The sequence below is a fragment of the Paenibacillus sp. B1-35 genome (assembly GCF_050474385.1).
In the GTDB taxonomy this organism is placed as follows: Bacteria; Bacillota; Bacilli; order Paenibacillales; family Paenibacillaceae; genus Paenibacillus_B; species Paenibacillus_B alvei.
This window is the reverse complement of sequence record NZ_JBCHVJ010000002.1, coordinates 1-24,468: the sequence shown is the minus strand read 5'-3', so window position 1 is coordinate 24,468 and position 24,468 is coordinate 1. Positions and strand designations below refer to the sequence as shown.

Here is a 24,468-nt window from a genome sequence, read left to right as displayed (position 1 = left end):
GTTATTGTTTCATTTTACTTGGGTTGCTATCGACGTAGATATTTCCTTTGTGGTCAATGGAGCAAAAGAAAACTTGCTTAAAATCATGAGCGCCTTTTTGCTGAATTTGATTTTTTAGCCAAAATCGTGTCTTGTCAATGCTATGCAAATTGTGATCTTGAACCTTGCCCTCCATAATGAGCGGCAATGGAAGTGAAGTAAAACGATAGTTCTGTGCTTCGGGCAGGGCGGGCTTGGCGTTGGATGACTTACTTTGCTTTTGCCCCTCCTGCTTATTTGCGTCAGCACCTGACGAATTTTGCTGTGATTCATCCTTGCTCACCTCAAATATTGACAATTCCCCCGTAGATTCCAAAATGGCATAGGCCACATCATTGATGTTGTCGATTCCTTGCCCTCGAAGCTGCAGCATTAAATCATCCAAATTGTATCGCTGCTTTTTCATCGTCTCCTGTTGCAGCACTCCATTTGCGATAATAATGCTTGGAGTTCCGTCAAATACTTCTCGCATTTTCGGACTTTTCAACGTCACAAAGGCCAGCGTAACTTGAATAACCGTCAGCACTATAATAGGTGCAAATTCCACAAGGATAGGGCGTTCAGAATCATCAATCGTCATAACTGCAATATCTGCTATCATGATCGAAATAACGAGGTCAAATACAGACAACTTGCCAATTTCACGCTTGCCCATTACACGAAGAACGATAAAAACCGCAAAATACATTAATATTGTACGAAAAATGACGGTCCAAATATCCATATGTAACGCCTCCTTCGCTGCCGATTGTCGGATTACGATAGTCGCATTCATTGGTATTCTGACCGCCATGATCGTGAAGCATACTGCTTCATTGTTATCGAATTGTTCCCATCCTGTATCTTACAACTCTTCCTGTTGCAATTAAAGGATGAACAGCAAAATGTAGCCTGTTGAAATCAACAAGGAAATGATCGTAATTGGTGCGCCTATTTTTAGAAAGTCCATATAACCGAACCCGTTGCCTTCACGCTGCGCCATACCTGCAACAATTACGTTTGCAGATGCGCCAATCAAGGTTCCGTTGCCGCCCAGACATGCTCCAAGAGCAAGCGACCACCAGAGTGGATTCAACTGATTTGGGTCTGTAATACCCATTTGTGTGCCGATATCCTGCAAAAGCGGAATCATCGTAGCTACGAACGGAATATTGTCGATTGTAGCTGACGCAACACCTGACACCCATAATACAAGCATGGAGGTCTTCGTCATATCTCCATTTGTCAATCCGAGTGTCAGTTCTGCAAGACGGTTGATTACGCCTGCTTCGATTAAGCCACCGACAAGAATGAACAAACCGATAAAGAATAAGATTGTAACCCACTCCACCTGATGGAGCGCTTCTTCGAGTTCTTCCTCACTTTTCAACCCAATGAGCATCAAAATCGTAGCCCCTGCCATTGCGACTACGGCTGCCTCCACGTGAATAACAGAATGGAGTGCAAAGCCAACGATCGTAAGAATAAGCACCGTAAGAGACTTCTTCACTAGCTTGGCATCTGTAATATAAGAGGCTGCCGACAGCTCCATTAGCGCTTGCCGCTGCTCATCTGATACCTGCAGCTGCTTACGGTAAATAAACAGCAGGCATACGATAATAACGAGTGCGATAACAAGAACAACTGGTGCCAATTGAGCCAAAAACATATTAAAAGTCAAATGCTTATTAGCTGATCCAATCATAATATTAGGCGGATCCCCGATAAGAGTTGCAGTACCGCCAACATTTGATGCAATGATTTCGGCGATAAGAAACGGCACTGGATTCATCTTCAGCATACGAGTGATTGAGAATGTAATAGGCACCATAAGCAGCACCGTCGTTACATTATCAAGAAATGCAGATCCTACTGCAGTGAGCAGAAACATAATAAGCATGATGCGCTTCGGATATCCCTTAGCTCTTTGTGCGGCCTTAACAGCAGCATATTGAAAGATACCGCTTTTGTTGGTAATCCCAACCAAAATCATCATCCCAACGAGTAGGAACAACGTATTCCACTCGATGTGTGTTGTAAATGCTGTATGTACATCTACAATTTGCAGGACGAGCATAACAACTGCGCCCAACAACGCAATGACTGCCCGGTTAATCTTCTCTGAAATAATGATGGCATACGTGATTAAAAACACAATGACCGCAGCGGTCACCTGCCAGCTTGCTAATGTATGTCCCACAATACTCCATCCCTCTCTACATTATTAAGGCTCTATTTGCACTTTCCACTCATGACCTTTTGTTCACACATTATAACGCCGTCTTTTTTTTTCGTCTATGCCTTGTACTAAATTGGATAGCTTGCCCATACGATGATTACTAATCAAATAAATGATGGGAGGAGCGTGTAAAATGAATGCGATCCAGAATGTGACGCGTTGGAAATTGGGTCACCCGCTGCTGGCGGGAATTGTCTACGCATTTGTATGGATGGCTCTCGGAGCACTCGCCTTGTCAGTCTTGCTGTATTCCAGCTCAGCTAGTGAAGACGAAATGAAAGGCTATATTTATATTGTCCATTGTATCGCACTTTTTATCGGTGGTTGGATTTCTGGCAAAAGAAGCGGCAAAAAAGGCTGGTACTATGGAGGAATGACAGGAATTGCGTATGCTCTGCTCGTTATGTTAATTGGATTTTTAGCGATGGATGCAGGGGTCAGCCTACAAAAATTCGTCCAAACGATAGCTGCCTTTGCAGTCAGCGCTATCGGGGGAATTATCGGTGTAAATATGAGCAAATCCGCCCAGTAAGGGAGGCTATAGCTTAAGGGTCGGATAATCGCACCATGTAATCCCCACCCAATTGTGTTATACTATTGGAGTTTACAAAATGGCAATATGACCTAACATTAGGGGGATTCTCGTGGTTCTATTTCAATCCATGCAGACTGTCACGCTGTGGACCATTGTAACCGTCATTGCACTCGTATGGTTCGGTTCACGCACACAGCCGCTAGCTGTCGCTGGAGCATTTCTTCGCTCGTTGTGGACATCACGTTCTTTTCTCTTCGCCTTCATTGCGATGGTGCTTATTCTCATGGTTAACGGCATGGAACTTACGCTTGAGAAAATGCTGCAAATCAATTGGGATTTTACTCCCAACATTCATCAACTTGAAGGACAATTTGTATACAGTGTACAGCAGATCTTTAACCATCCGTTATTAACGCAATTTGTATCCTTTTTCTATATTGTTGTCTTTCAAGCACTTATTGTAGCTTCACTTGGCATTTATACAACGAATGGGAACCTACGTATGGCGCATGCTGTGTGTTATGCTATTATGATCAATTACATCGTGGCCATTCCATTCTATTTGTTTTTCCCAGTCAACGAAGTATGGTCTTATCCGCCATCCGGCGTCAACTTCCGCATGCTGGAAGTATTTCCGAACTTTGAGGAGCAATACCGCGCCTTCTCTGGCATTGACAATTGTTTCCCTAGCTTGCATACGTCCATCTCGATAACGGTTGCATTGCTGGCTTCTCAGTCCGGCAATCGCAGATGGGCCATTTTTACGGCTGTAAGTGCTGTTATAATCGTGTTTTCTATCTTCTATCTAGGCATTCACTGGCTGACAGATATGCTTGCTGGAACCGTTCTTGCAACAGCAGCTTCATGGACTGGCTTGAAGCTTGCGGGTGTTCAGCCCAAGCACAGCTTGTTGCCAGATCGCCAGAAGACGTTCAGCAAATCTTACTCTGAGTCCAATGAAATGTAAAACTACGATGGCGTCACCCTCTTACTTTCTCACGAGGGATGGTACATGAAAAAGGGCTGTCCATTGCTTTTCCTGCAATGGGCAGCCCTTCTTCTATGATTTGGCATCGTATTAGGATGCACTTGCGGATTCTTCTGCTGACACAACTTGGCTAATCGCACTGCGATCGAATGTCATTTTCGTAACATCGTTAACACGCAATACAATTGTATCGTCTGTAATCTCAACGATTGTACCATGCAAACCACCAATCGTTACGATTTTATCTCCTTTTTTCAATGCACTAAGCATTGAGTTCCGCTGCTTTTGCTTCTTCTGCTGAGGACGGATTAACAAGAAATAAAATACAGCAAACATCAAAACGAACGGCAATAACATTTGAAGAAACCCGCCAGTTCCTCCTGCCTCTGCTCCTGCAATCAACATGTATGTATCCCCCTTTCATAAAATGAAATCAATTATGTATAGACTGCCGAACGAGCTGAACAGTCCACCCATGTGGACAATCCAGCAGGCAGCATGTCTATCGTTAGAACCCGCTCTCGTTGCGATCCATGCCATAGGCTTCGAAAAATTCGTCTCTGAAGTCACGAAGTCGATCTTCACGAATTGCCTCGCGCACTTGACTCATCAAATTCACCAAGAAATACAGGTTATGATACGTTGTCAAACGAAGCCCAAATGTCTCATCAGCCTTAATAAGATGGCGCAAATACGCACGCGAATAGTTCCGGCAAGTATAGCAGTCGCACTTCGGATCAAGCGGCCCGAAATCCCGAGCATACTTCGCATTGCGTACGACAAGACGGCCTTGGCTTGTCATGGTTGTACCATTGCGAGCGATGCGGGTAGGCAGTACGCAGTCGAACATATCCACTCCACGCATAGCTCCTTCGATTAACGCATCCGGTGATCCAACCCCCATCAAATAGCGAGGCTTATTGTCTGGCAGCAATGGAGTTGTGTAATCCAGCACCTCATACATCAAGTGCTTGGGTTCGCCCACACTCAGTCCTCCAATAGCATACCCCGGGAAATCCATCGAAGTCAAATCCTTCGCGCTCTGGCGACGAAGGTCTTCATACATCCCGCCTTGGATAATCGCGAACAAGGCCTGATCATGCGGTCTAGTATGACTTTCCAAGCAACGTTCCGCCCAGCGTGTCGTACGTTCCAATGACGGCTTGACATATTCGCGTTCAGCCGGATATGGAGGACATTCATCGAATGCCATCATTATATCCGATCCCAGTGCATTTTGGATCTCCATTGCCTTCTCCGGCGACAGGAAGAGCTTGTCCCCATTTAAATGAGAACGGAAATGAACCCCTTCCTCTTCAATCTTACGCATATCGCTAAGACTAAATACCTGGAATCCACCGCTATCAGTCAAAATTGCGCGATCCCAATTCATAAACTTATGAAGCCCGCCAGCTTCTCGAATAATGTCATGACCTGGCCGAAGGAAGAGGTGATACGTATTGCTCAAAATAATTTTGGCTTCCATCTCCTTCAATTCTTCGGGACTCATCGTCTTGACTGTCGCCAATGTCCCAACGGGCATAAAAATAGGTGTCTCAAAGGAGCCATGGGGTGTATGCACCTTTCCAAGCCGAGCACCCGTCTGCTTGCAAGTCTTGATTAATTCATATGTTACTGCTGCCATAGTCTTATCTCATCCTTGTATTAGGTTTCCTGTGCATGATCGTAAATGAACATTGCATCGCCGAAGCTAAAGAAACGATATTCCTGATCAATCGCTTCCTGATAAGCAGCCATGATATGATCGCGGCCAGCCAGTGCGCTGACGAGCATCACTAACGTTGATTTCGGTAGGTGAAAATTCGTTAAGAGTGAGTTCACAAGCTTGAATTCATATCCTGGATAAATAAAAATGTCTGTCCAGCCTGAGCAAGGCTCGATTGGCTTGCCATCAAATCTCCCTGCAACCGTTTCTAACGTTCTAGCTGATGTAGTTCCTACTGCAACAATACGGCCGCCCTGCTGTTTCGTTTCATTAATTATTGTCGCCGTGTCTGCACTCATTTCATAATACTCCGAATGCATGACATGCTCTTCAATCGTATCGGAAGACATGGGACGGAATGTGCCTAACCCAACATGAAGGGTAATGTAAGCAACGTGAACGCCCTTCTTCTCAACCTCTGCCAAAAGCTCCTTCGTAAAGTGCAACCCAGCCGTAGGGGCTGCAGCAGAGCCTTCATGCTTCGCGTACACCGTCTGGTAGCGTTCGCGATCATTCAACTGCTCCTTAATGTATGGAGGAAGCGGCATTTGTCCGAGTTCGTCCAGAATCTCATTAAATATGCCTTCGTATGTGAACCGAAGCAATCTTGCTCCCATCTCACGCTCTTCCAGCACTTCTGCTTTAAGCTTGTCGCCAAACAATACGGTCATTCCAACCTTGACTCTCTTCCCTGGCTTAACGAGCGCTTCCCAACAGTCATCCTCTTCTTGCTTCAGCAAAAGAACCTCAACTTTGGCCCCCGTATCCTCTTTAACACCGAACAAGCGTGCAGGGATTACCCGCGTGTCATTCAGCACAAGCAAATCGCCTGGCTGCAAATAGGAAAGGATTTCGGGAAAATTGTGATGCTCCACCTTCCCAGTATGGCGATCCAATGTTAATAATCGAGATGCAGTCCGATCTGTCAACGGTGTCTGCGCAATCAAATGCTCTGGTAAATGAAAATCAAATAAGTCCACATTCATCTGCTATCCGTCCTAACGCTTCACTAGCTCTACATTTTTGTAATAGTATTGCAAAATCGCTTTATAGTCATACCCTTGATCAGCCAATCCCTTAGCTCCCCATTGCGACATCCCAATCCCGTGCCCGTTGCCTTTGCCGACAAACAAGAATGAATTCGCTTCGACAACAGGCTTCTGCTCGACCTTATCCGATCCTACTTTGCCGGTTGTTCCCTTCCCGTTCACAGCAGCAATGCTGTTTGGTAGTTTCTCGCCTGTCTTGCTGCTGCCGCTTACGACACGAAGCTTGGAGGAGTCTTTGACAGACTGCAATTTTCCATCGGCTCCTATGATCGAGATGGATGACGAGCCTGAACCTGTTCCACTGCCACTGCTCAGAACATTTGATACAACACCCGTTCCATTTGGAACAATATCAAATAACGTACTAGGCAAACCGCCAAACGCATATCGGAAGTTATCCGGGTAACTTACCTCGACCGGCTTGCCATCTGCTTCAATCTTGATCGCACGTCCAGATGGCCCTCTTTCTGTAACTGCAAGCGTCTTTATTGTCCCACTCAATGCTGTATCTGTGCGCTCCTTCAGCCAGCTTGTTATCTGCTCAGCCGTATAAGGGCCGCGTACCCAATTCATTTCGTTGTTTTCAAACACGGTTTCCAGAACCGTAAGCTTGGTGCCTTTGTCCACTTTGCCAACAGGCTGTACACCTGTCTGAATAGCTGGTGTTGGACGGACGTTGGTTTCGTTCTCCAATACGGTCGCTGTCTGCCCTGAGAGCTTCACGACATCCTCACGAACATATCCCGTCTTGCCGTCAGGAAGAGTTACACGGTACCAGGACTTTGCCCCTTCCTGGGCAACATCATCAGGGCTGTCTACCACTTGGAAATAATCATAAGATCCGCCCCATACTTCCATTGGATCAGCTGTTTTGCCCCCCGCACTGGAATTAAAGATGGCTTCAATCAGCTTGCCATTTTGCATGAGAACTTCGCCGGCTGTTGCTTCAACAGCCTTTTTAATGTCTGGATGCTCCTTCTCTACGCCAAAGTAGGCTTGGCTCAGTGTCGTATCCACAACATTGGCGATTTCAAATTTATTGCCTTGATACAAGGCAAATGTACGAGCGGCTACCGCTTGCGCTTTCAACGCATCCATCGGCCAACTCGAGTATACTTCGCCGCCAACCACAGACAGCAAATAGTCTTCGAGCGGCACCTCATTAACAAGCGCCAACTTATCCTTATAGATGCTTACCTCCATGATTCCACGATAAGCTCTGCCGCTGCGTTCGTTTACTTTAATCGTGGTTTGCGTGCTTGGCTTGACTACCCATTTCGCATTCCCGAACACTCGATAATGTGGTGTAGTGTTATTCCCAGCTACTTCAACGGTATGTATGACAGCTCCTTGAGCTTGTACAGCACCTGCTGTATACCCCTTTGACGCAACTACCTTCTTAATCCCGGTTAATTGCGTATCAGAGGCTGCTTGCCCTGCCCACACCGCTGTTCGCGCCCCGCTGTCTGTTGCTAGCGTTACCACATATGCATCTAAGTCGGCATCCAGCAAAGCTTGCTGAACGGATTTAGCCTCGTCTCGTGAGCTGAACGTGCCAGCCTGTACATATTGAGGGCCTACTACGGACGGCTCATACCCTTGGAGTAATGAGCTCATGCCCGATGCTCCGCGAAGCTTGTCCGCTGCTTGACTAGCCGATTTGTTGCTGGCATAGCTTCCTGCATATACAGCAAAAAATGTCGTCCCACGTCTTGGGATCTGAATGATGTACGCCGATCCTGAAGCCTGCGCCTTCTTTAATGCAGATTGCGCCGCTGACAAGTCATCGGTCTCTAGCAGTTTCACTTTATAATCATCGGCACTAAAGCGAACCTGTTCTCCGCCTACTTCAACACTGCCCTTCGAGCTTGATCCCAATCGTGCTTCTAATTGGAGAGATGCTGTTGAGGCAAGTGAGAGCAGTTCCGTTTGTCCAGGAGAACCCTTGCTCAAATTCGCGAATAATGCCACACGAATATGATTATTGACTATTGATTGCTCAGGCCTTGCATCATTGCTTGCTGCCGCATACGCGACGTTAGCTGGCTGCATAAGCGCATACGGAGCTCCGCTTAGCAGCAGAACTCCCGTAAGTACACTAGCAACGGATCGGATAACGTTCCTGTTGTTATTCATGTTTCCCCATTCCTTTCTCTTCTGCCACGTCTCCTCTGCATACGTCAATTTGTACGCGTTTTCCTTAACTTTGTTCCGGTATAGGCAATCCTAAATGAGTATAGGCTTGGGGGGTAACCATTCTTCCCCGCGGTGTTCGTTGGAGAAATCCAATTTGCAACAGGTACGGTTCATATACGTCCTCGATGGTTTGACTCTCCTCGCCAATCGTAGCCGCAATCGTATCAAGGCCAACCGGCCCTCCGCGGAAATTCGTTATCATTGTGCGCAGCATCTTATGATCAATCTGATCAAGACCAAGCGGGTCTACTTGAATGAGCCGCAGCGACTCTTTCGCAATGTCGGCTGTGATCACGCCATCTCCCCGTACTTGAGCGAAATCTCTCACCCGCTTCAGCAAGCGGTTGGCAATCCGTGGTGTCCCCCGTGATCGAACCGCAATCTCATCGGCGGCATCGCCCACGATTTGAACCTCTAATATGTCTGCTGCACGAGAAACGATGTAGCTCAATTCGTCCTTATTGTAGAACTCTAAGCGACTGACGACACCAAAGCGATCACGAAGCGGCGCCGAGAGCAAGCCTGCTCTTGTCGTAGCACCTATTAAGGTGAACTTTGGCAGGTCGAGCCTCACGGATCTGGCACTTGGACCCTTGCCGATAATGATATCAAGCGCAAAGTCTTCCATTGCCGGGTACAGCACTTCTTCAACGGTACGATGCAGCCGATGAATCTCATCAATGAAGAGGACATCGCCTTCCTGCAAGTTCGTAAGCAGTGCAGCGAGATCTCCAGGTCTCTCAATTGCGGGTCCCGAAGTCGTCCGTATATTAACACCGAGCTCATTGGCAATAATATTCGATAGAGTCGTCTTGCCAAGGCCTGGGGGACCATAAAGCAATACATGGTCAAGCGCTTCCTTCCGGAGCTTTGCAGCTTCGATAAATACCTTTAAATTGTCTTTCACCTGTGATTGGCCGATGTACTCGGACAAATAACGCGGTCTCAGGCTTAATTCGACTGCCTGATCTTCCATCATGCAATTGGCTGATATGATGCGTTCGTGCTCTTCCATCTTAACCGCCTTTCTTATCCTTTAAACAACGCCTGCAGCGCCTTCTTCATTAAAGAATCTACACTTTCATCCGCATGAATGCGATGTTGCAAGTCTTTCCATACACGATCAAGCTCTGCTTCCGTATAGCCCAATGCTTTGAGCGCTTCTCTCGCCTCAGACCAAGCGCTTCCATCTGAACTGTCCTCATCTGCTACCGTAACACGTGTGAACAACGAATTCGGATGGATATCCAATCCAATGCCGTCCAGCTTGTCTTTCAAATCTAAAACGATGCGCTGAGCCGTCTTCTTGCCAATCCCCGGCAGCTTCGTCAAGAATGTAATATTCTCTTGCTGAATGGCGGTAACGACTGCCTCTGGCTTGCCGCACCCAGCCAGGATGCCTAGAGCAACCTTCGGCCCTACCCCGTTCACATCTATTAACCTGCGAAATAGCTTCTGTTCCTCTCGCGTGCTGAATCCGAACAGCAGCGTTGCATCTTCACGTACATGATAATGGATAAATGCCGTTACTGCTCCGTCTTGCTTCGCAAAAGCATAGGGATTCGGTGTAAACACTCGATATCCGACCCCCTGGACATCCAAGACGATATATTCTGTTTCTAAGTGAGCAACTTGTCCACGCAAAAAATCGATCATGATCGCCATACTCCATTCAATTTGTCATTAAGCCCACTCGAATGCGCATGGCATATCGCCACCGCAAGCGCATCCGCCACATCGTCCGGCTTCGGTATTTCCTTCAGCTTTAAGAACAGCTTCACCATTTCTTGAACCTGCTTCTTCTCTGCCTTTCCGTATCCAACAATAGCCTGCTTCACCTGCATGGGGGTATATTCTGCAATCGGTATGCCGCGCTTGGCAGCTGCTAATATGATGACACCACGTGCCTGTCCCACAGAAAACGCATTCGTGACATTTCGATTGAAGAACAATTTCTCAATCCCCATTGCATCCGGCTTATATTTGTCAAGCAATTGCTCGGTTGCTTCATACACTTGAAGCAGCCGCATCTCTGGCGCAGTCGAAGGCTCTGTCTGAATACAGCCATATTGTACAGGTACAATCCGGCTCCCCTGCTTATCTACAAACCCAAAACCTGCAATCGCAATCCCTGGGTCTATTCCTAAAATACGCAAAAAAATCTCTCCCTCACCGCATCCATGTACCAGTAAGCGAACATATGTGTTCACTCCATTATAACATAGATCGTGAAGAAGAGAATGAGTCAATCCTATGATGTTTGCAGGGAATACAGCCTAATTACAGCGATTACTTACTTCCCTGCAGATACTTGATTAGCTGCCGGCACTTCCGTAGACTGACGAAAAGCAGCCTTCAACATCGGCGGCGTTACCAGTGTTGTTAAAATAATGACAATGACGAAAGGTGTGAAATACACTTTATCGAACAAAGCGCCTTCGAGCCCCGTTGTCGCTATAATGAGTGCAACCTCGCCGCGGGAGACCATCCCTGAACCGATACCTATGGCACTCTTGCGATCGAATCCAGTCAGTCGAGCTCCCAATCCGCACCCAAGCAGTTTGGTCAGAATCGCAATGATCGTAAATAACACGATAAACCACACATATTCTCCAATACCATCGAAGCTAACGTTAATTCCTACGCTGACGAAGAATATCGGCACGAAGATACCGTAAGCAATCGGCTCAAGACGATGCTCGACTTCATGCTTGAACTTCGTTTGTGAAATAGCAATGCCGGCGGCGAATGCACCGATAATGCCTGCAACACCCAAGTAGTCCGCAAAATAAGAAAATGCAAAGCATATAATGAGCGCGGCACTAATTATGGCCTCCGTAACACGCAGCGGCGCGAGCCATTTCATGATTTTCGGCACCACATAAATGCCTGCAAGAATAACGACTACAAAGAATAGAACTTTTTTACCAATAATAAGTCCGAGGGACGCGCCTCCGCCTGTACCGAGCAAGCTGAGCATGAAGGCAAGAAGTATGACTACAAGTATGTCATCCACGACTGCTGCACCAAGAATGGTCGTACCTTCTCTAGTGCTGAGCTGTCCTAGATCCTTCAGCGTCTGCACTGAAATACTTACCGAAGTAGCACACAACAGCAAGCCGATAAACATCGATTGGTTCGAATCTAGGCCTAACATCAGACCACCACTATATCCGCCAATAAACGGAAGAATGACGCCGCCAACTGCTACTGCGAATGCCGCCTTCCAGTTTTTCTTCAATTCTTCTAAATCCGTTTCCAAACCAGCGATGAACATCAGCAAAATGACGCCAACTTCCGCCATTTCCTTGATCAGTTCGCCATCCGTAACCCATCCAAGCACAGCTGGACCGATAATAATCCCTACAATTAGTTTACCTAATACGGCTGGCTGACCCAATCGTACAGTGAGATCACCTGCGATCTTTGTCGAAGCCAAAATGATGAGCAACATGAGAATAAGTTCCATTGGCATTCCCCTTTCCGCTGTACAATTATTATGACCGTAAACCGACATTTCTTTTGTAGGTGGCTAAGGGCAATCCATACCTTCATTCTCTATTTCTTACATTACATGACCTACCCCGCTGTTCAAAAAAAGAAGGACGTCGGTTACGGCGTCCTACTCGTTACTGCTTCTTATTTTGTAATACGTTCATTAGGAGGGGTTGGTTTCATGACTTTCTTCGTTTCTTCTATTGCATAATCGCTAAATGTAGACAGCACACTATGATAAGCATCGACATCTGTAATGCGAATCCCTTGGTACAACTGCTTCATCACCTTTGGCGGAAGCGAGCTCTCCATGGACTCCACGTCTAATTGGAAAAAAGTACGTATCACTTTGCCATCTTCCGGAGGCCCATCATACAAGGTCAGATTCCCATCCTTATCAAGACTAATATGCGCTCTATCCTTGCATGTACCTGATAATTCTTCAATCTGCTCCTCCAAAATAACTCGTCCATCCGCATCCATGGAAACGGACCAGTCTGGGTGATTCAGCACAAGCTGAATAATGTCGCGCGTGGGCTTAATACCCAGCACTTCATCATTTTTTCCACATATATATTGCTTGCGAGCAATGACCTCACGCTTAATATCCTCTTGAACCAACTGTGCAATTACAAACTGAGCTGTTTCATTAAGCTTGGCCTCATTATCCTTCCAGAGGGCGAACGTTTCAATTGAAGTCGGTTTATCATATTTCGCCATCAAATTCCGTACATGATCAGACAGTTGTATGCCGACAGCTATGATCACAACAAACAGCACAATTGCAGCTAAAGACCATATTGGTCTACGTAAGCGCCGCAGACGCTTCATCCATTGCTTCACTCGAAAATAGAACCAAGAGCCGGTACGGTGTTCTCGAGCCATAAGTAATCCCCTCTAACTGCTTATTTATTTGAGAGAACAGACTCCGATGATCCATCATCTGTTCTCTCGCATATAAGAAAAAGCCGCCAGATGTTATTATCCATACTGAGTAGCTTTTCTTATAGTGTGGCCCAGAAAAAGGGGATGTTATACACGTTTTAACCTACTTAGCGGGATTTTCTCCACGGTCGTATCACAAAACAAATATAGAGAACAAGCGGGAGGGGGGTATTCAAAAATCCCCATATCCCCCAGAACCATGGATATTTGTTGCGCTTGCGCGCATCCAGGAACAACCACGTTCCTTGAGCAAGCAGAATACTTCCAAGGAGAATCCATGCCCACCAAGGCAAATTTCCCGCACCATTATTCATGCCGCTCACTCTCCTTGCTTGGTTGGATGCATGTTAACCAAATGATAACTGCTCCGCTTAACAGGAATACTTGGGCCCATACGTATACCTGCCAATTTGTTGCTGCAAGGCTGCAGCCGCCGCCAACGAGCAGCAAAGCAATGCTCCATAAGCCAAGCAGTTCCTTCCATAGCCGCCTACGGTTTTTCATCTTAGCCTGAAGCAGTACCTGCTGAATTTGAGCTGAACTCGGATGAGGAGCATGGACATTACTCCAAGCGTCTAAACGTTCCCAGTGGGGATGCAGCATTTTATCCCATTCCAGTTCTTGTGAAGGAACTTCTACATTTTCTGAATGTTTTGGGTGAGATGCATCTCCATCAGATAGAGATGACTCGCGGTTTGAATCAGCATTCCCTGCTTTCTTCTTATTTTCTTGTTCACTCATCTTGCTCCCACTCCTTCCGCAGCTTCTCCAAGCCGTAATGTAGGCGTGATTTGACAGTCCCAGCTTGCACGTTCAACATATTTGCAATCTCATTCACCTGATACCCATAATAATGTTTTAACACTATGGGAGCCCGCTGCTCATAAGTCAGCTCTCCCAATAGCTCCATGGCAGTTGTCCATTCGATATTGCAAGATTCCATTTGATATCGCAGCTGCCGTAACCCCTGCTCCTGTTCCCGCCATCTGTTCTCGACTTTCTTGCGGCGCATCATATCATAATATAAGCGTGTTGCAATGGTAATGAGCCATGATGAAAAGCGTGATTCTCCGTTGTACGTATGGATCTTTTCCATACAACGCACCATCGTATCTTGAACCAAATCCTCTGCACAGGCGGAGTTCATCGTTAATTTCAAGGCATATTTAAATAGGAAGGAGTAATTTTCATGCAGCAGCACAGCGAGTTCATTCATATCTCCTCGTACTGCCTGCTCTATTCGATGCTGCTCAGACATGCATTCGCCCCTTTCCTTGTCATCCGTTCACAAAGAACTTTGCCGTCAAGCATTAATATTACGGTTTACACTGATAAATCGTTCAAATGAAATCAAGGAAATTATAAGCAAATAATAGAAGGAAGAAAGAGGAAGGAACATAGCAAAAAACCGCCGGCTAATAACCAACGGTTAATGATAATGGTCGGGACGACACGATTTGAACATGCGACCCCCTGGTCCCAAACCAGGTGCTCTACCAAGCTGAGCTACGTCCCGAATGGATGGTGCCGGTGAGAGGACTCGAACCTCCACGGTTTCCCTCACGATTTTGAGTCGCGCGCGTCTGCCAATTCCGCCACACCGGCTTAGTAGATATCCATTATGAAATTAAGTGGCGCGCCCTGAGAGATTCGAACTCCCGACCTTTTGATTCGTAGTCAAACGCTCTATCCAGCTGAGCTAAGGGCGCATATATAATGGAGCGGACAACGAGATTCGAACTCGCGACCCTCGCCTTGGCAAGGCGATACTCTACCACTGAGCTATGTCCGCATATTTCCTCATCTTATACAAACTTGACGACTTCATTCACTTCGTTGTCGTCGTTTCCGTTCAACAAGGACAAGTAATAATATATCAGACTGAATATCGAATTGCAAATGTTTTTTAAAGATTTTATGATGGTATTTTTTTCTTGCAGCAAAACCTGCTTAACAAGCCATTTTTCAGCTCGTATAAGCAGGTTCTAATAGTATATTCTTGTATTCTATTTCTTTATCCATTCAAGCGTAAAGACAGGCTTACGAAGTCCCACTACCCTAGCATTATCATTTTTCGTTTCGGCAGGGCTTAGCTTTTTCAAACGTTCGATGGTTGCTTTTGTCGGGTACTCGAGCTGCTGTAAGATGTCAGCTGCAATCATCGGCCATTGGTCTTCTGAACCGTCCATTACCTTAAAAGCGATTCCCATTCTCTGTTCACGCAAGCCGAAGCAATAAATGCCCTTGGCTCCTCCCTTGGCAACGATATTCGGATCCTGCAACAATGTAGGACAAATAAGCTCTGTGCCTGACACATAAAGTGGATGCTTGTTCATTAGGCCCGTTAAGCGTGTAATTGCTCTGCGTACTTGCTCATCTGCAATTAAATCCGGACAAGCCAGTCTCAAATACAAGAGGGCTATATTGCGAATTGGAATCGCATATACCGGGAATCCACAGCCATCCGTTCCTAGTTTAATTTGCTCTACAGGAACATCAGCAAGTTGAGACATCAAGCGCAACACCTGCTGTTGAACGGGATGCTCAGGCTCAGCGTAATCATGGGTCGACCAGCCCATCATTTTGCATAACGAAAGTACGCCCAAGTGCTTGCCCGAACAGTTGTGATATAAGGAACGCGGTGGTTGCCCATTGGCAATCCGCTCGTCTCTAGCAGCACTATTGAGCGGATAGGTTGGTTTGCACACAAATTGCTCCTCAGTGATCCCGGTCTTCTTCATGAACGATTCGAGGGCTTGGACATGGAACTGCTGTGCACGATGGGATGCGGTCATCAGGACGATTTCTTCCTCATTTAGTCCATAATGCTCTGGCACACCAGCCATCAAAGCAGGAAGTGCCTGCACTGGCTTAGATGAGGAACGCATAAAGCTCACATAGTCGGGATTACCGACATGGAAAAGCGTTTCTGCTTGCTCGTTTACCCCCACAATGTGTCCTGTATATGCACATTCCAACCAACCGCCTCGTGATTCTTCTACTAACACCTTGCCCAAATCAACCATGATTGTTCCTCCTCGTCAACACATGCTGTCATCATTTTCGTTTGCAGACTTCCCCTATCATGACATAACTCTGCAAACATAGTATCATGTTCCTAGCTGCTCGTATTTATAACAAGTTCCTGTCAGTTATAAAAATTTCCGCTAACGAACCGGAGGGATAGGCATGAATACCATTGCGGATATAAGGCCATACATCCGTGCAGCGCATATGTATAATTATCGGGGAACGCGAGAGGAACAGCTGCGCAGAGGATACAGCTATGCATTCCACTTATTCTTGGACGGCCATGGGCACATGACGATAGATGACCATCGATATGCGGTCTCAAACGGCACGCTCATCTTTGTCCGTCCTGGCCAATGGCATTCCTTCGAGCATGCACCAAATGAAACGATGAATGCATGCAATATCTACTGCGATCTCTGGGAGGCTCCCCCACCAAACCAGCCTACCTTTGCTTATGAATGGGATGAATTCGATCCGAAGTGGTTAACCGCACAGAAGCCTTGCACAGAACTGGAATCATTGCCGACCTGCACTTCGCTTCGCCCTTATCCATACTTCATTGAGTTGGTGAAGCATGTGCTTGCCGCATATAATCGGCGCGGCTGCTATACGAAGCAGGCTGCATCAGCTAGCTTTTACTCCTGGTTGATCCAATGGTACGATGCTAGCAGATTGCCCAATCCTTCGGATTATCGTATAGCTCGAATCTTGGAACGCATGGACGAGCATCCCGAGCAGCGGCATTCGGTTGATTACTGGTGTAGCGAATGTGGATTGGAAAAATCCCAATTTTATCGGCTTTTCAAGCAAGAGACAGGAATATCTCCTAAAACGTATTTGCTGCAGGCTCGCATGAAAAAGGCAGCCGTTCTGCTGATGGAAAGCCGCCAATCGATTACGGAAATCGCGCTGATGCTGGGGTACGATTCAATCCATTACTTTTCAAACCAATTTTCCTGCGTGTACGGAATCAGTCCTACCCTATACAGAACAAACAATAGTTATCACAGAATAGATCGCTAGCATTATGATGAAAGCAGCTCTCTACCAAGTGGAGAAGAGCTGCTTTTTTAGATTACATTATTAAACGCTTACAATTTCGGTGTGTGCACTCGCGTCCTTTGTTGTTTTTTTCTCAGCAGGAAGCGTTACAAAGATCATCATAATGCCTGCCGCCGCAAACAGCCCAGCGAAAAGCCACGTAATGCCAGCGTAACCAAGGCTTCCAATAAATAAAGCAACAAGAGCCGGGCCAACGAATGCACTCAATCCCGCTCCTAGGTTCAAGATTGACATCGCTGCACCCTTTTCTTCCTTTACCAAAGACGGGGCTATCGCGGACAATGGCACAAATCCTGCCAGACATCCTCCCCACAAAATCCCGACAATTTGCACAAGCCATACATTTCCTGCCGCAAGTTGAGGAACGTAAAAGAGCACAATCGTAAAGAAGGCCGAACCCGCGCATCCAAACCACATCACCGTATTTCGCCAGCCAAGCTTGTCGCCCACAATGCCGAACAGCAGGTTAAACGCAATATTGCCAATAAAGATCATTGCCCATAGATGCAGCCAAGATGCAATGCTTATGCCCTGACTCTCCATGTACAGCGGCATATATACAGGGAAGCCGAATTGTGCAGCCGTATTAATAATACGAACCAAGCCGACCAATACGATTTTCGGTTCCTGTTTGACAATTGCCAATCCTTTTGCAAGCTCTTTTAATTTGTTGTTGTCGTGCTGCTCTGCCTTAGTCTTATCCAGCTTGCCGCCGGGATTGATAACCAGTGCGAACAATGCCCCAAGGAGTACCCATACGATTGCGCTCCATAGTGTGTTAATATGCCCCAAGTTCTTCAATGCCCAGGTGGAATAGTATGCGCCGAGCACGTTCATGCCACCAGTGAACACGAACCAGAACCAGCCGACAGCCGTGCCCAGCTTCTTCTGCGGTGTCCGATAAGCGATCCATACAAGAAACGAATAGGCAAACAAAGGATAGCCTAGTCCTTTAAACGCATACGTCGGCAGCATCGTTGCAAACGAAAGTTGGGTAATTCCTAAACCGATAAAGCCTACGGATCCGAGAATATATAGGATTAACCCGGTCAACATTGCTTTTTTAGGGCCTATCGCGTCAACGAATAATCCGGACAGGAAAGAAGACAATGCAATCGTAACCCCGTATACCGTAAATAAAATTCCAGATTGTTGTACGGTGAGACCTTGTTCAACCAGATATGGGCTTAACCATCCCTGCTCCAACCCATCCCCCATCATAAAGATCAGAATGCCGAGATAGCCCCAAGCTAGAGAAGAAGGAATACCTACTTTGTCCAAAATATGTCTGCCTTTCAAGTGCATCACTTCTTTCCTGAATGATCATTTCCTTCTTTGTCCGCAATGCAGTTAATCAATAGAGGTCTTAATTGAACGATCCTTACTCATCACTTCTAATTTAATCGCTTTCAATTGTTTGATCGGACTCTGCTCATTGCGACCGAAATAATCATGCAGCCGCACATACTGGGCATAGAGTCGATTATAAATGTCCCGGTGCTTCCTTTGCGGCTCATACGTTTTCTTAATGCCTCCGCCCATTGATTTCCCAGCCTGCTGAATGGAATCATATCCCCCATTAGTACTGCCTGCTGCGACGGCTCCGAGCATGGCGGCCCCCATCGCTGTCCCTTGCTGAGTTGCCGCCACGTGAATCGGCATGCCGATAATGTCCGCGAAGGTCTGCATAATGAATGGGCTTTTTTCCGCAATCCCGCCTGTAGCCATGATTTTGGTGATCGGAACTCCGTGCTCTACAAAATTCTCAATAATCATCCGCTTACCGAACGCAACGGCTTCAACCAATGCTTTGTACATTTCTTCGGCTGTCGTAGCCGTCGTCATGCCGAACATCGATCCTGTCAGATCCGCATCCACCAGAACGGAACGGTTCCCATTCCACCAATCCAGCGCAATCAAGCCGCTGGCGCCTGGCTTAATCTTCTCAGCCTTCTCATTGAGAAGCTGCAGCACATGCTTGTTCGCTGCTCTTGCCTCTTGCTCCAGGCGCTCTGGCACACAATGGTTCGCAAACCATGAGAAATGGTCTCCCATGCAAGATTGTCCTGCTTCATAGCCGTAGAACCCAGGCAAAATGCCATCCTCGCAAATGCCGCTAATGCCCGGCACCTTTACTGCCGTTTCACTGACCAGCATATCGCAGCCGGAGGTCCCCATTACCATCAATAAAATATCGGGGGTCGTAATCCCGCAGCCGATTACGGCACAGTGGGCATCGCCTATTCCTACGGACACCGCTGTCCCTGCAGCTAGTCCCGTCCATTTTGCACTTTCTTCTGTAATTGATCCTGCTTTGGTGCCGACCGGATAAATGGTTCTCGACATTTTCTCGTCAACGACGTATTCCAGCCTTGGATCGAGCGATTTCAGAAATGCATTCGATGGAAATCCGTTCTGTTTGTGCCATATGGCCTTATATCCAGCTGTGCAGCTATTCCGTGTTTCTGTACCAGTAAGCTGCAGTGTGATCCAATCGGCAAGCTCCATAAAGCGATCTGCAGCATCATATACTTCAGGTGCCTCATTCAGAATTTGCCATATTTTTGGAAACATCCATTCTGAGGAGATTTTCCCACCGTAATAATCCAAAAATTCCTCGCCCCGCATACGGGCTATTTCATTGAGCCGATCGGCTTCCTCTGCCGCCGCATGGTGCTTCCACAGCTTCACATACGCATGCGGATTGTTCTTGTATGCATCCAGCATGCACAGAGGTGTTCCATCCTTCTTTACGGGAAGCATTGTGCATTCCGTAAAATCGGTGCCGACGCCAATAATCTGCCTAGCATCAATGCTGCTCGTTTCTAGAACCTTTGTTAGCGTTGCAGAGGTGCATTGTATATAGTCCTGCGGATGCTGCAAAGCCCAATCCGGCCCCAGCTTCGTTACGCCGTCCGGCAGCACCTGATCCATTACGCCGTGAGGATAGCTTATCTCTGCAGAAGCGCATATCTCTCCGGTGGATACGTTAACAAGTATCGTACGGGCGCTTAATGTGCCATAATCAATTCCAACTACATATTTCTCCATTTAGCATTCACCCTTTTTAGAACGTAATCGCGACCTTGAAATCACCATGCTTCCCGGATGCATATTCAAAGGCTTCTTCCCATTGCTCAATCGGGAACTTGCGAGTCACAATGCCGTTCGTTTTCAAATTGCCGTTCGCAACATTTTCAATGACGAATGGGTAACAATAGGGGCTCAAATGTGAGCCTAATACATCCAGTTCCTTGCGGTCGCCAATGATGGACCAATCTACGGTAGTCGGCTCCCCGAACACGCTAAACTCCACGAAGCGTCCTAGCTTGCGAATCATGCTCAATCCTTGCGTCACGCTGGATGGATGCCCTGTCGCTTCAATGTAGATGTCGCAACCGTAACCTTCCGTCATATCCAAAATCGTTTGAACCACATCCGTCTCTTTCGGATTGAGGACGATATCCGCGCCGAATTCCTTCGCCTTTTCCAAACGGTTCTCGATCAAATCCAGTACAATCAATTTTTTTGGATTTTTCATTCTCGCATACGTGATCATTCCTAAGCCCAGAGGCCCTGCCCCAGAGATCACGACGACATCTTCGCATCCGATTTGCGCCCGATCCACGGCATGCTTCGAGCAAGCATAAGGCTCAATCAGCAACGCGGACTCCAATTCCATCTGTCCAGGCACCTTATGGACAACCGCCGTTTTCGGGTATCGGACATATTCCGCCATTCCCCCGTTGTTTGTACCTTGGAATCCGAAAATATTATGGGGCTGGCACATCCAGTACTCCCCTCTTTTGCAAAATCTGCATTCTTGACAAGGAACGATCTGATCCGCAGTTACTCGATCGCCTATTTTGAAATCGGTTACATTTTCACCAATTTCTACGATCGTTCCTAAAAATTCATGACCCGGAATAAACGGTGGCTTCACCCATTCCGGCTGTGTCTCATCGCCCCAGAACATTGCTGCCCCGTGCATGCACTTAAGATCTCCTGCACAAATGCCACAAGCTTCCGTTTTAATAATCATATCGTCTGGCCCGCATTCGGGTGTAGGATAGTTGGCTTCAAAGCGGTAATCATGCTTCCCATAGGCTACAAGCGCTTTCATAGTTGCCGGTACGTTTCCTGTTGTGGCTTTTAAGCTGGTAGATTGTTGATTCATTATGCATCCGCCTTCCCCATAAGTAAACTAGTTTTGTTAAACTATTTTATAAAACTACTTAATGCAAGGATATTCCCTCTCGTCGTTCTTGTCAATATGCTTTAAAAAAATAATTTATTTTGGAGAACAAGATCCGAAGCATTTCCCTTCTTGTTCAGCCGATTGAAGGATAAAAAAATCGCATGAAGCAGGTAAAGGAACTTGGTTCCATTTGACCGACTCCATGCGATATGCTGTAAGCTTGGCATCTTCTTATATTTGATTAATGAACCGATCGATGAAAGGCAGGGCAGCCCCTGCGGCAATAGCCTCCGTTTTATAATTGCATATGCGAACATAATCTGCATGATCTTCGAACGTATTGCGGCTGGCCACCAGCTCCTTCAACGTATCAATATAATCCTCCATATAAGCCCCTACGTAACCGCCAAGGATAATGTCACAGTCGAACAGCATACGAATATTATTAATGGCGATTGAAAGATGGCGCAAATAGTTGTCCCATACGATCTGCTTTTCACGGTCGCTATTCTGTACCCCCTCAAAAAAACGTGCCAAACTCCCATCAGCTGTATCTGCTAATAAAGAAGCCGAGCAATAAGCCTCTAGGCACCCCTTTTGACCGCAATAACAAGGGAGACCGTCCGGAATAATCGTAATATGTCCGATTTCTCCGCTCTTTTGATTCTCTCCGGCAAACACCTTATTTCCAATATAAACGGCTCCGCCAATATTATTGCTAAGTGAAATATAAAAAGCATTTTGCGTATCCGGCGTTGCCCATATTTCTGAGTACCCAGCTGCATTCGCATCATTCACAAGAATGGCGGGATATGGTATGTACTTGGCGAAGCGCTGCAGCGTCTCTCCAGTGAAATTCAGGATCTTCCCATAAAAAACAGTTTGATGATCTTCCGTAATTAATCCTGGCACCCCGATACCGACACCTAATATTTTCGAATCGTCAATATCCAGTTCCTTTACGTCTTCCTGAATGATATTTCCCAATAGTTGAAAATAAGGGTCAGAGGTTTCAAATTTTTGTCTTCTTCTGTTGATACGGATAATATCCCCATTTAAATCAACAACCACAGTTGTGACATGGTTCCGCGTAATGTCTAAGCCAATGGCCACTTTGGCATCGCTGATATAAGAATAAACCTGTGCATTGCGTCCTCCGGTATTGCCGACGGTTCCCGTATTCGCGATCAGCTTCTCCTGCAGCAAATAATTTAAATTCTGCGTAATCGTTGGCAAGCTAATCTGCAAAAGCTGCACAATATCTTGCTTAGATAAGTTTTTTTCTTGCCGCAGCAGCTTATATATTCGATTTCGATTGAATTCCTTAATATTAACGGTTTTGTCTCCCATCATAGCGTCCCACCTTATTGAAACCCTTTTATAAAAGGAGTTAGTTATCTATTCTTTTTATCATAATGTCTTTAGAAAAAAACATCAATAGAGCATGACACTATCATAATTCTAAGGGTAGTACTAATTGACACCCATACATCAAATATTGCCTACTCATAGCATCTTACGCTCTCTCGAATCAGCTCTTCTTGTCCGAACAACGACAAAAAAGCCTGACGCTTCCGCATCAGACTGAATATTGCACAAACTGGTGAGCCATGAAGGACTCGAACCTTCGACACCCTGATTAAAAGTCAGGTGCTCTACCAACTGAGCTAATGGCTCTCATAAGAGAGAAATGGTGACCCGTAGGGGATTCGAACCCCTGTTACCTCCGTGAAAGGGAGGTGTCTTAACCCCTTGACCAACGGGCCTTATTCTATTCTTTCATTTCCCAAAAGAGAAAATGGCGGAGCTGACGGGATTCGAACCCGCGGTCTCCTGCGTGACAGGCAGGCATGTTAGGCCTCTACACCACAGCTCCATATTTGGTTGCGGGGGCAGGACTTGAACCTGCGACCTTCGGGTTATGAGCCCGACGAGCTACCAACTGCTCCACCCCGCGATATGATGGTGGACGCTGACGGGATCGAACCGCCGACCCTCTGCTTGTAAGGCAGATGCTCTCCCAGCTGAGCTAAGCGTCCATATACTAGTTCATATAAGTGCTATGTATCTTAATCTATTAACCATTATTCATAGCTTTTTATGGTGGACACTAACGGGTTCGAACCGCTGACCCCCACCCTGTCAAGATGGTGCTCTCCCAGCTGAGCTAAGTGTCCATATGGTGACCCGTAGGGGATTCGAACCCCTGTTACCTCCGTGAAAGGGAGGTGTCTTAACCCCTTGACCAACGGGCCAGATAACTGGCGGAGAGAGAGGGATTCGAACCCTCGAGACGCTTGTGGCGCCTACACGATTTCCAATCGTGCTCCTTCGACCAAACTCGGACATCTCTCCATGGCTCCCCGAACAGGACTCGAACCTGTGACAACTCGATTAACAGTCGAGTGCTCTACCAACTGAGCTATCAGGGAATATTGCTTGGCGGCGTCCTACTCTCCCGGGACCCTGCGGTCCAAGTACCATCGGCGCTGGAGGGCTTAACGGTCGTGTTCGGGATGGGTACGCGTGGAACCCCTCCGCCATCGCCACCAAACAGCATTGGCTTAGTGCCAATATTTAATTCAGGTTCAGCACGACCAAGTGCTGTGTGCGTTTCTTCATCTGCACTAGTCAGACTCCAAAACATTGCACCCTGAAAACTGAATGCGAAAGTTCGTGTTAAGATGTTCATCCGGGGCCCCCGAAAAGTAATCGGTGTTGCTGCAAAGCTTCACGTCACTTTTTGGGGTATATCTTTTAGGATAAGCCCTCGACCGATTAGTATTGGTCAGCTCCACACATTGCTGTGCTTCCACCTCCAACCTATCTACCTCGTCGTCTTCAAGGGGTCTTACTAAATTGGGAAATCTCATCTTGAGGGGGGCTTCACGCTTAGATGCTTTCAGCGCTTATCCCTTCCGCACATAGCTACCCAGCTATGCTCCTGGCGGAACAACTGGTACACCAGCGGTGCGTCCATCCCG

The 24,468-nt window shown here is 46.8% G+C and carries 22 protein-coding genes, 13 tRNA genes and 2 rRNA genes; 3 read left to right on the top strand and 34 right to left on the bottom strand.

Annotated features, from left to right (window positions below; genetic code table 11):
- Nucleotide 1: 1 nt before the first annotated feature.
- Both ACQ5BJ_RS07605 and ACQ5BJ_RS07600 read right to left on the bottom strand, forming a co-directional pair.
- Complete coding sequence (locus tag ACQ5BJ_RS07605; RefSeq protein WP_268599152.1) at nucleotides 2-763, bottom strand: DUF421 domain-containing protein; 762 nt, start codon at nucleotides 761-763, stop codon at nucleotides 2-4.
- Nucleotides 764-904: 141 nt separating this feature from the next.
- The gene (locus ACQ5BJ_RS07600; RefSeq protein WP_430110296.1) at nucleotides 905-2,218 is read right to left on the bottom strand and encodes an ArsB/NhaD family transporter; all 1,314 of its coding nucleotides are present in this window, start codon (nucleotides 2,216-2,218) and stop codon (nucleotides 905-907) included.
- Nucleotides 2,219-2,390: 172 nt separating this feature from the next.
- Between ACQ5BJ_RS07600 and ACQ5BJ_RS07595 the strand changes: the two genes are divergently transcribed.
- Together ACQ5BJ_RS07595 and ACQ5BJ_RS07590 are read left to right on the top strand one after the other, a co-directional pair.
- Complete coding sequence (locus ACQ5BJ_RS07595) at nucleotides 2,391-2,789, top strand: TIGR04086 family membrane protein (RefSeq protein ID WP_268599153.1); 399 nt, start codon at nucleotides 2,391-2,393, stop codon at nucleotides 2,787-2,789.
- Between the two features lie 112 nt (nucleotides 2,790-2,901).
- The gene (locus ACQ5BJ_RS07590; protein WP_430110299.1) at nucleotides 2,902-3,759 is read left to right on the top strand and encodes a phosphatase PAP2 family protein; all 858 of its coding nucleotides are present in this window, start codon (nucleotides 2,902-2,904) and stop codon (nucleotides 3,757-3,759) included.
- 111 nt (nucleotides 3,760-3,870) lie between these two features.
- Here the strand turns inward: ACQ5BJ_RS07590 and yajC are convergent, their stop codons facing one another.
- The 17 genes from yajC to ACQ5BJ_RS07505 form a co-directional block, all read right to left on the bottom strand.
- Nucleotides 3,871-4,185: a preprotein translocase subunit YajC gene (gene yajC / locus ACQ5BJ_RS07585; protein ID WP_005547434.1), complete on the bottom strand. Its 315-nt coding sequence runs from the start codon at nucleotides 4,183-4,185 to the stop codon at nucleotides 3,871-3,873.
- Between the two features lie 103 nt (nucleotides 4,186-4,288).
- Nucleotides 4,289-5,425 carry a tRNA guanosine(34) transglycosylase Tgt gene (tgt, locus tag ACQ5BJ_RS07580; RefSeq protein ID WP_163977342.1) on the bottom strand — a complete coding sequence of 379 codons (1,137 nt, stop codon included), beginning with the start codon at nucleotides 5,423-5,425 and terminating at the stop codon, nucleotides 4,289-4,291.
- Nucleotides 5,426-5,445: 20 nt separating this feature from the next.
- Complete coding sequence (queA, locus tag ACQ5BJ_RS07575; protein ID WP_268599155.1) at nucleotides 5,446-6,492, bottom strand: tRNA preQ1(34) S-adenosylmethionine ribosyltransferase-isomerase QueA; 1,047 nt, start codon at nucleotides 6,490-6,492, stop codon at nucleotides 5,446-5,448.
- 12 nt (nucleotides 6,493-6,504) lie between these two features.
- Nucleotides 6,505-8,691, bottom strand: coding sequence for a SpoIID/LytB domain-containing protein (locus ACQ5BJ_RS07570; RefSeq protein ID WP_430110303.1), 2,187 nt, complete (start codon nucleotides 8,689-8,691; stop codon nucleotides 6,505-6,507).
- A gap of 64 nt (nucleotides 8,692-8,755) precedes the next feature.
- Nucleotides 8,756-9,766, bottom strand: coding sequence for a Holliday junction branch migration DNA helicase RuvB (ruvB, locus tag ACQ5BJ_RS07565; protein ID WP_005547426.1), 1,011 nt, complete (start codon nucleotides 9,764-9,766; stop codon nucleotides 8,756-8,758).
- A gap of 14 nt (nucleotides 9,767-9,780) precedes the next feature.
- Complete coding sequence (ruvA, locus tag ACQ5BJ_RS07560; RefSeq protein WP_430110306.1) at nucleotides 9,781-10,407, bottom strand: Holliday junction branch migration protein RuvA; 627 nt, start codon at nucleotides 10,405-10,407, stop codon at nucleotides 9,781-9,783.
- A complete protein-coding gene (gene ruvC, locus ACQ5BJ_RS07555; protein ID WP_005547421.1) occupies nucleotides 10,404-10,907 on the bottom strand; it encodes a crossover junction endodeoxyribonuclease RuvC in 504 nt (167 codons plus the stop codon). Before ruvC ends, ruvA begins: the two co-directional genes overlap by 4 nt.
- A 137-nt stretch (nucleotides 10,908-11,044) precedes the next feature.
- Nucleotides 11,045-12,220: a cation:proton antiporter gene (locus ACQ5BJ_RS07550; protein WP_040735981.1), complete on the bottom strand. Its 1,176-nt coding sequence runs from the start codon at nucleotides 12,218-12,220 to the stop codon at nucleotides 11,045-11,047.
- 170 nt (nucleotides 12,221-12,390) lie between these two features.
- The gene (locus tag ACQ5BJ_RS07545; protein ID WP_005547418.1) at nucleotides 12,391-13,131 is read right to left on the bottom strand and encodes a BofC C-terminal domain-containing protein; all 741 of its coding nucleotides are present in this window, start codon (nucleotides 13,129-13,131) and stop codon (nucleotides 12,391-12,393) included.
- 167 nt (nucleotides 13,132-13,298) lie between these two features.
- Nucleotides 13,299-13,505: a sigmaY antisigma factor component gene (locus ACQ5BJ_RS07540; protein ID WP_367667708.1), complete on the bottom strand. Its 207-nt coding sequence runs from the start codon at nucleotides 13,503-13,505 to the stop codon at nucleotides 13,299-13,301.
- Nucleotides 13,498-13,932 (bottom strand): YxlC family protein, encoded by a 435-nt coding sequence (locus ACQ5BJ_RS07535; RefSeq protein WP_005547414.1) that lies wholly within the window; start codon nucleotides 13,930-13,932, stop codon nucleotides 13,498-13,500. The genes ACQ5BJ_RS07540 and ACQ5BJ_RS07535 overlap by 8 nt, the downstream gene beginning before the upstream one ends.
- Complete coding sequence (gene sigY / locus ACQ5BJ_RS07530) at nucleotides 13,925-14,449, bottom strand: RNA polymerase sigma factor SigY (RefSeq protein ID WP_005547411.1); 525 nt, start codon at nucleotides 14,447-14,449, stop codon at nucleotides 13,925-13,927. Before sigY ends, ACQ5BJ_RS07535 begins: the two co-directional genes overlap by 8 nt.
- Nucleotides 14,450-14,630: 181 nt before the next feature.
- A tRNA-Pro gene (locus tag ACQ5BJ_RS07525) sits at nucleotides 14,631-14,707 on the bottom strand.
- A 6-nt stretch (nucleotides 14,708-14,713) separates the two neighbouring features.
- Nucleotides 14,714-14,796: transfer RNA gene (locus ACQ5BJ_RS07520), tRNA-Leu, on the bottom strand.
- Nucleotides 14,797-14,823: 27 nt separating this feature from the next.
- Nucleotides 14,824-14,900, bottom strand: a tRNA-Arg gene (locus tag ACQ5BJ_RS07515).
- Nucleotides 14,901-14,908: 8 nt separating this feature from the next.
- A tRNA-Gly gene (locus tag ACQ5BJ_RS07510) sits at nucleotides 14,909-14,983 on the bottom strand.
- Nucleotides 14,984-15,197: 214 nt separating this feature from the next.
- Nucleotides 15,198-16,217, bottom strand: a complete 1,020-nt coding sequence (locus tag ACQ5BJ_RS07505) for an asparaginase (protein WP_005547409.1) — start codon at nucleotides 16,215-16,217, stop codon at nucleotides 15,198-15,200.
- Between the two features lie 163 nt (nucleotides 16,218-16,380).
- On the opposite strand from ACQ5BJ_RS07505, the gene ACQ5BJ_RS07500 reads away from it, so the two are divergent.
- Entirely contained in the window at nucleotides 16,381-17,247 is an 867-nt protein-coding gene (locus tag ACQ5BJ_RS07500; protein WP_430110312.1) for a helix-turn-helix domain-containing protein, read from the top strand.
- Nucleotides 17,248-17,307: 60 nt separating this feature from the next.
- Here the strand turns inward: ACQ5BJ_RS07500 and ACQ5BJ_RS07495 are convergent, their stop codons facing one another.
- The 15 genes from ACQ5BJ_RS07495 to ACQ5BJ_RS07425 form a co-directional block, all read right to left on the bottom strand.
- On the bottom strand, nucleotides 17,308-18,591 hold the full coding sequence (locus ACQ5BJ_RS07495; RefSeq protein ID WP_430110315.1) for an MFS transporter: 1,284 nt from the start codon (nucleotides 18,589-18,591) through the stop codon (nucleotides 17,308-17,310).
- Nucleotides 18,592-18,636: 45 nt separating this feature from the next.
- Complete coding sequence (locus tag ACQ5BJ_RS07490) at nucleotides 18,637-20,337, bottom strand: ribulokinase (RefSeq protein WP_430110318.1); 1,701 nt, start codon at nucleotides 20,335-20,337, stop codon at nucleotides 18,637-18,639.
- 16 nt (nucleotides 20,338-20,353) lie between these two features.
- A complete protein-coding gene (locus ACQ5BJ_RS07485) occupies nucleotides 20,354-21,463 on the bottom strand; it encodes an MDR/zinc-dependent alcohol dehydrogenase-like family protein (protein WP_268599161.1) in 1,110 nt (369 codons plus the stop codon).
- Between the two features lie 252 nt (nucleotides 21,464-21,715).
- Nucleotides 21,716-22,837, bottom strand: a complete 1,122-nt coding sequence (locus ACQ5BJ_RS07480; protein ID WP_289354873.1) for an ROK family protein — start codon at nucleotides 22,835-22,837, stop codon at nucleotides 21,716-21,718.
- Between the two features lie 248 nt (nucleotides 22,838-23,085).
- Nucleotides 23,086-23,161, bottom strand: a tRNA-Lys gene (locus ACQ5BJ_RS07475).
- Nucleotides 23,162-23,175: 14 nt separating this feature from the next.
- Nucleotides 23,176-23,250, bottom strand: a tRNA-Glu gene (locus tag ACQ5BJ_RS07470).
- Between the two features lie 33 nt (nucleotides 23,251-23,283).
- Nucleotides 23,284-23,360, bottom strand: a tRNA-Asp gene (locus ACQ5BJ_RS07465).
- Nucleotides 23,361-23,365: 5 nt separating this feature from the next.
- Nucleotides 23,366-23,441: transfer RNA gene (locus tag ACQ5BJ_RS07460), tRNA-Met, on the bottom strand.
- A 6-nt stretch (nucleotides 23,442-23,447) separates the two neighbouring features.
- A tRNA-Val gene (locus tag ACQ5BJ_RS07455) sits at nucleotides 23,448-23,523 on the bottom strand.
- Between the two features lie 62 nt (nucleotides 23,524-23,585).
- Nucleotides 23,586-23,661 (bottom strand) — tRNA-Val (locus tag ACQ5BJ_RS07450).
- Nucleotides 23,662-23,664: 3 nt separating this feature from the next.
- Nucleotides 23,665-23,739, bottom strand: a tRNA-Glu gene (locus ACQ5BJ_RS07445).
- A 7-nt stretch (nucleotides 23,740-23,746) separates the two neighbouring features.
- Nucleotides 23,747-23,839 (bottom strand) — tRNA-Ser (locus ACQ5BJ_RS07440).
- A gap of 1 nt (nucleotide 23,840) precedes the next feature.
- Nucleotides 23,841-23,916: transfer RNA gene (locus ACQ5BJ_RS07435), tRNA-Asn, on the bottom strand.
- A 5-nt stretch (nucleotides 23,917-23,921) separates the two neighbouring features.
- Nucleotides 23,922-24,038 (bottom strand): 5S ribosomal RNA (rrf, locus tag ACQ5BJ_RS07430).
- A 204-nt stretch (nucleotides 24,039-24,242) separates the two neighbouring features.
- A 23S ribosomal RNA gene (locus tag ACQ5BJ_RS07425) occupies nucleotides 24,243-24,468 on the bottom strand; the annotation flags it as partial.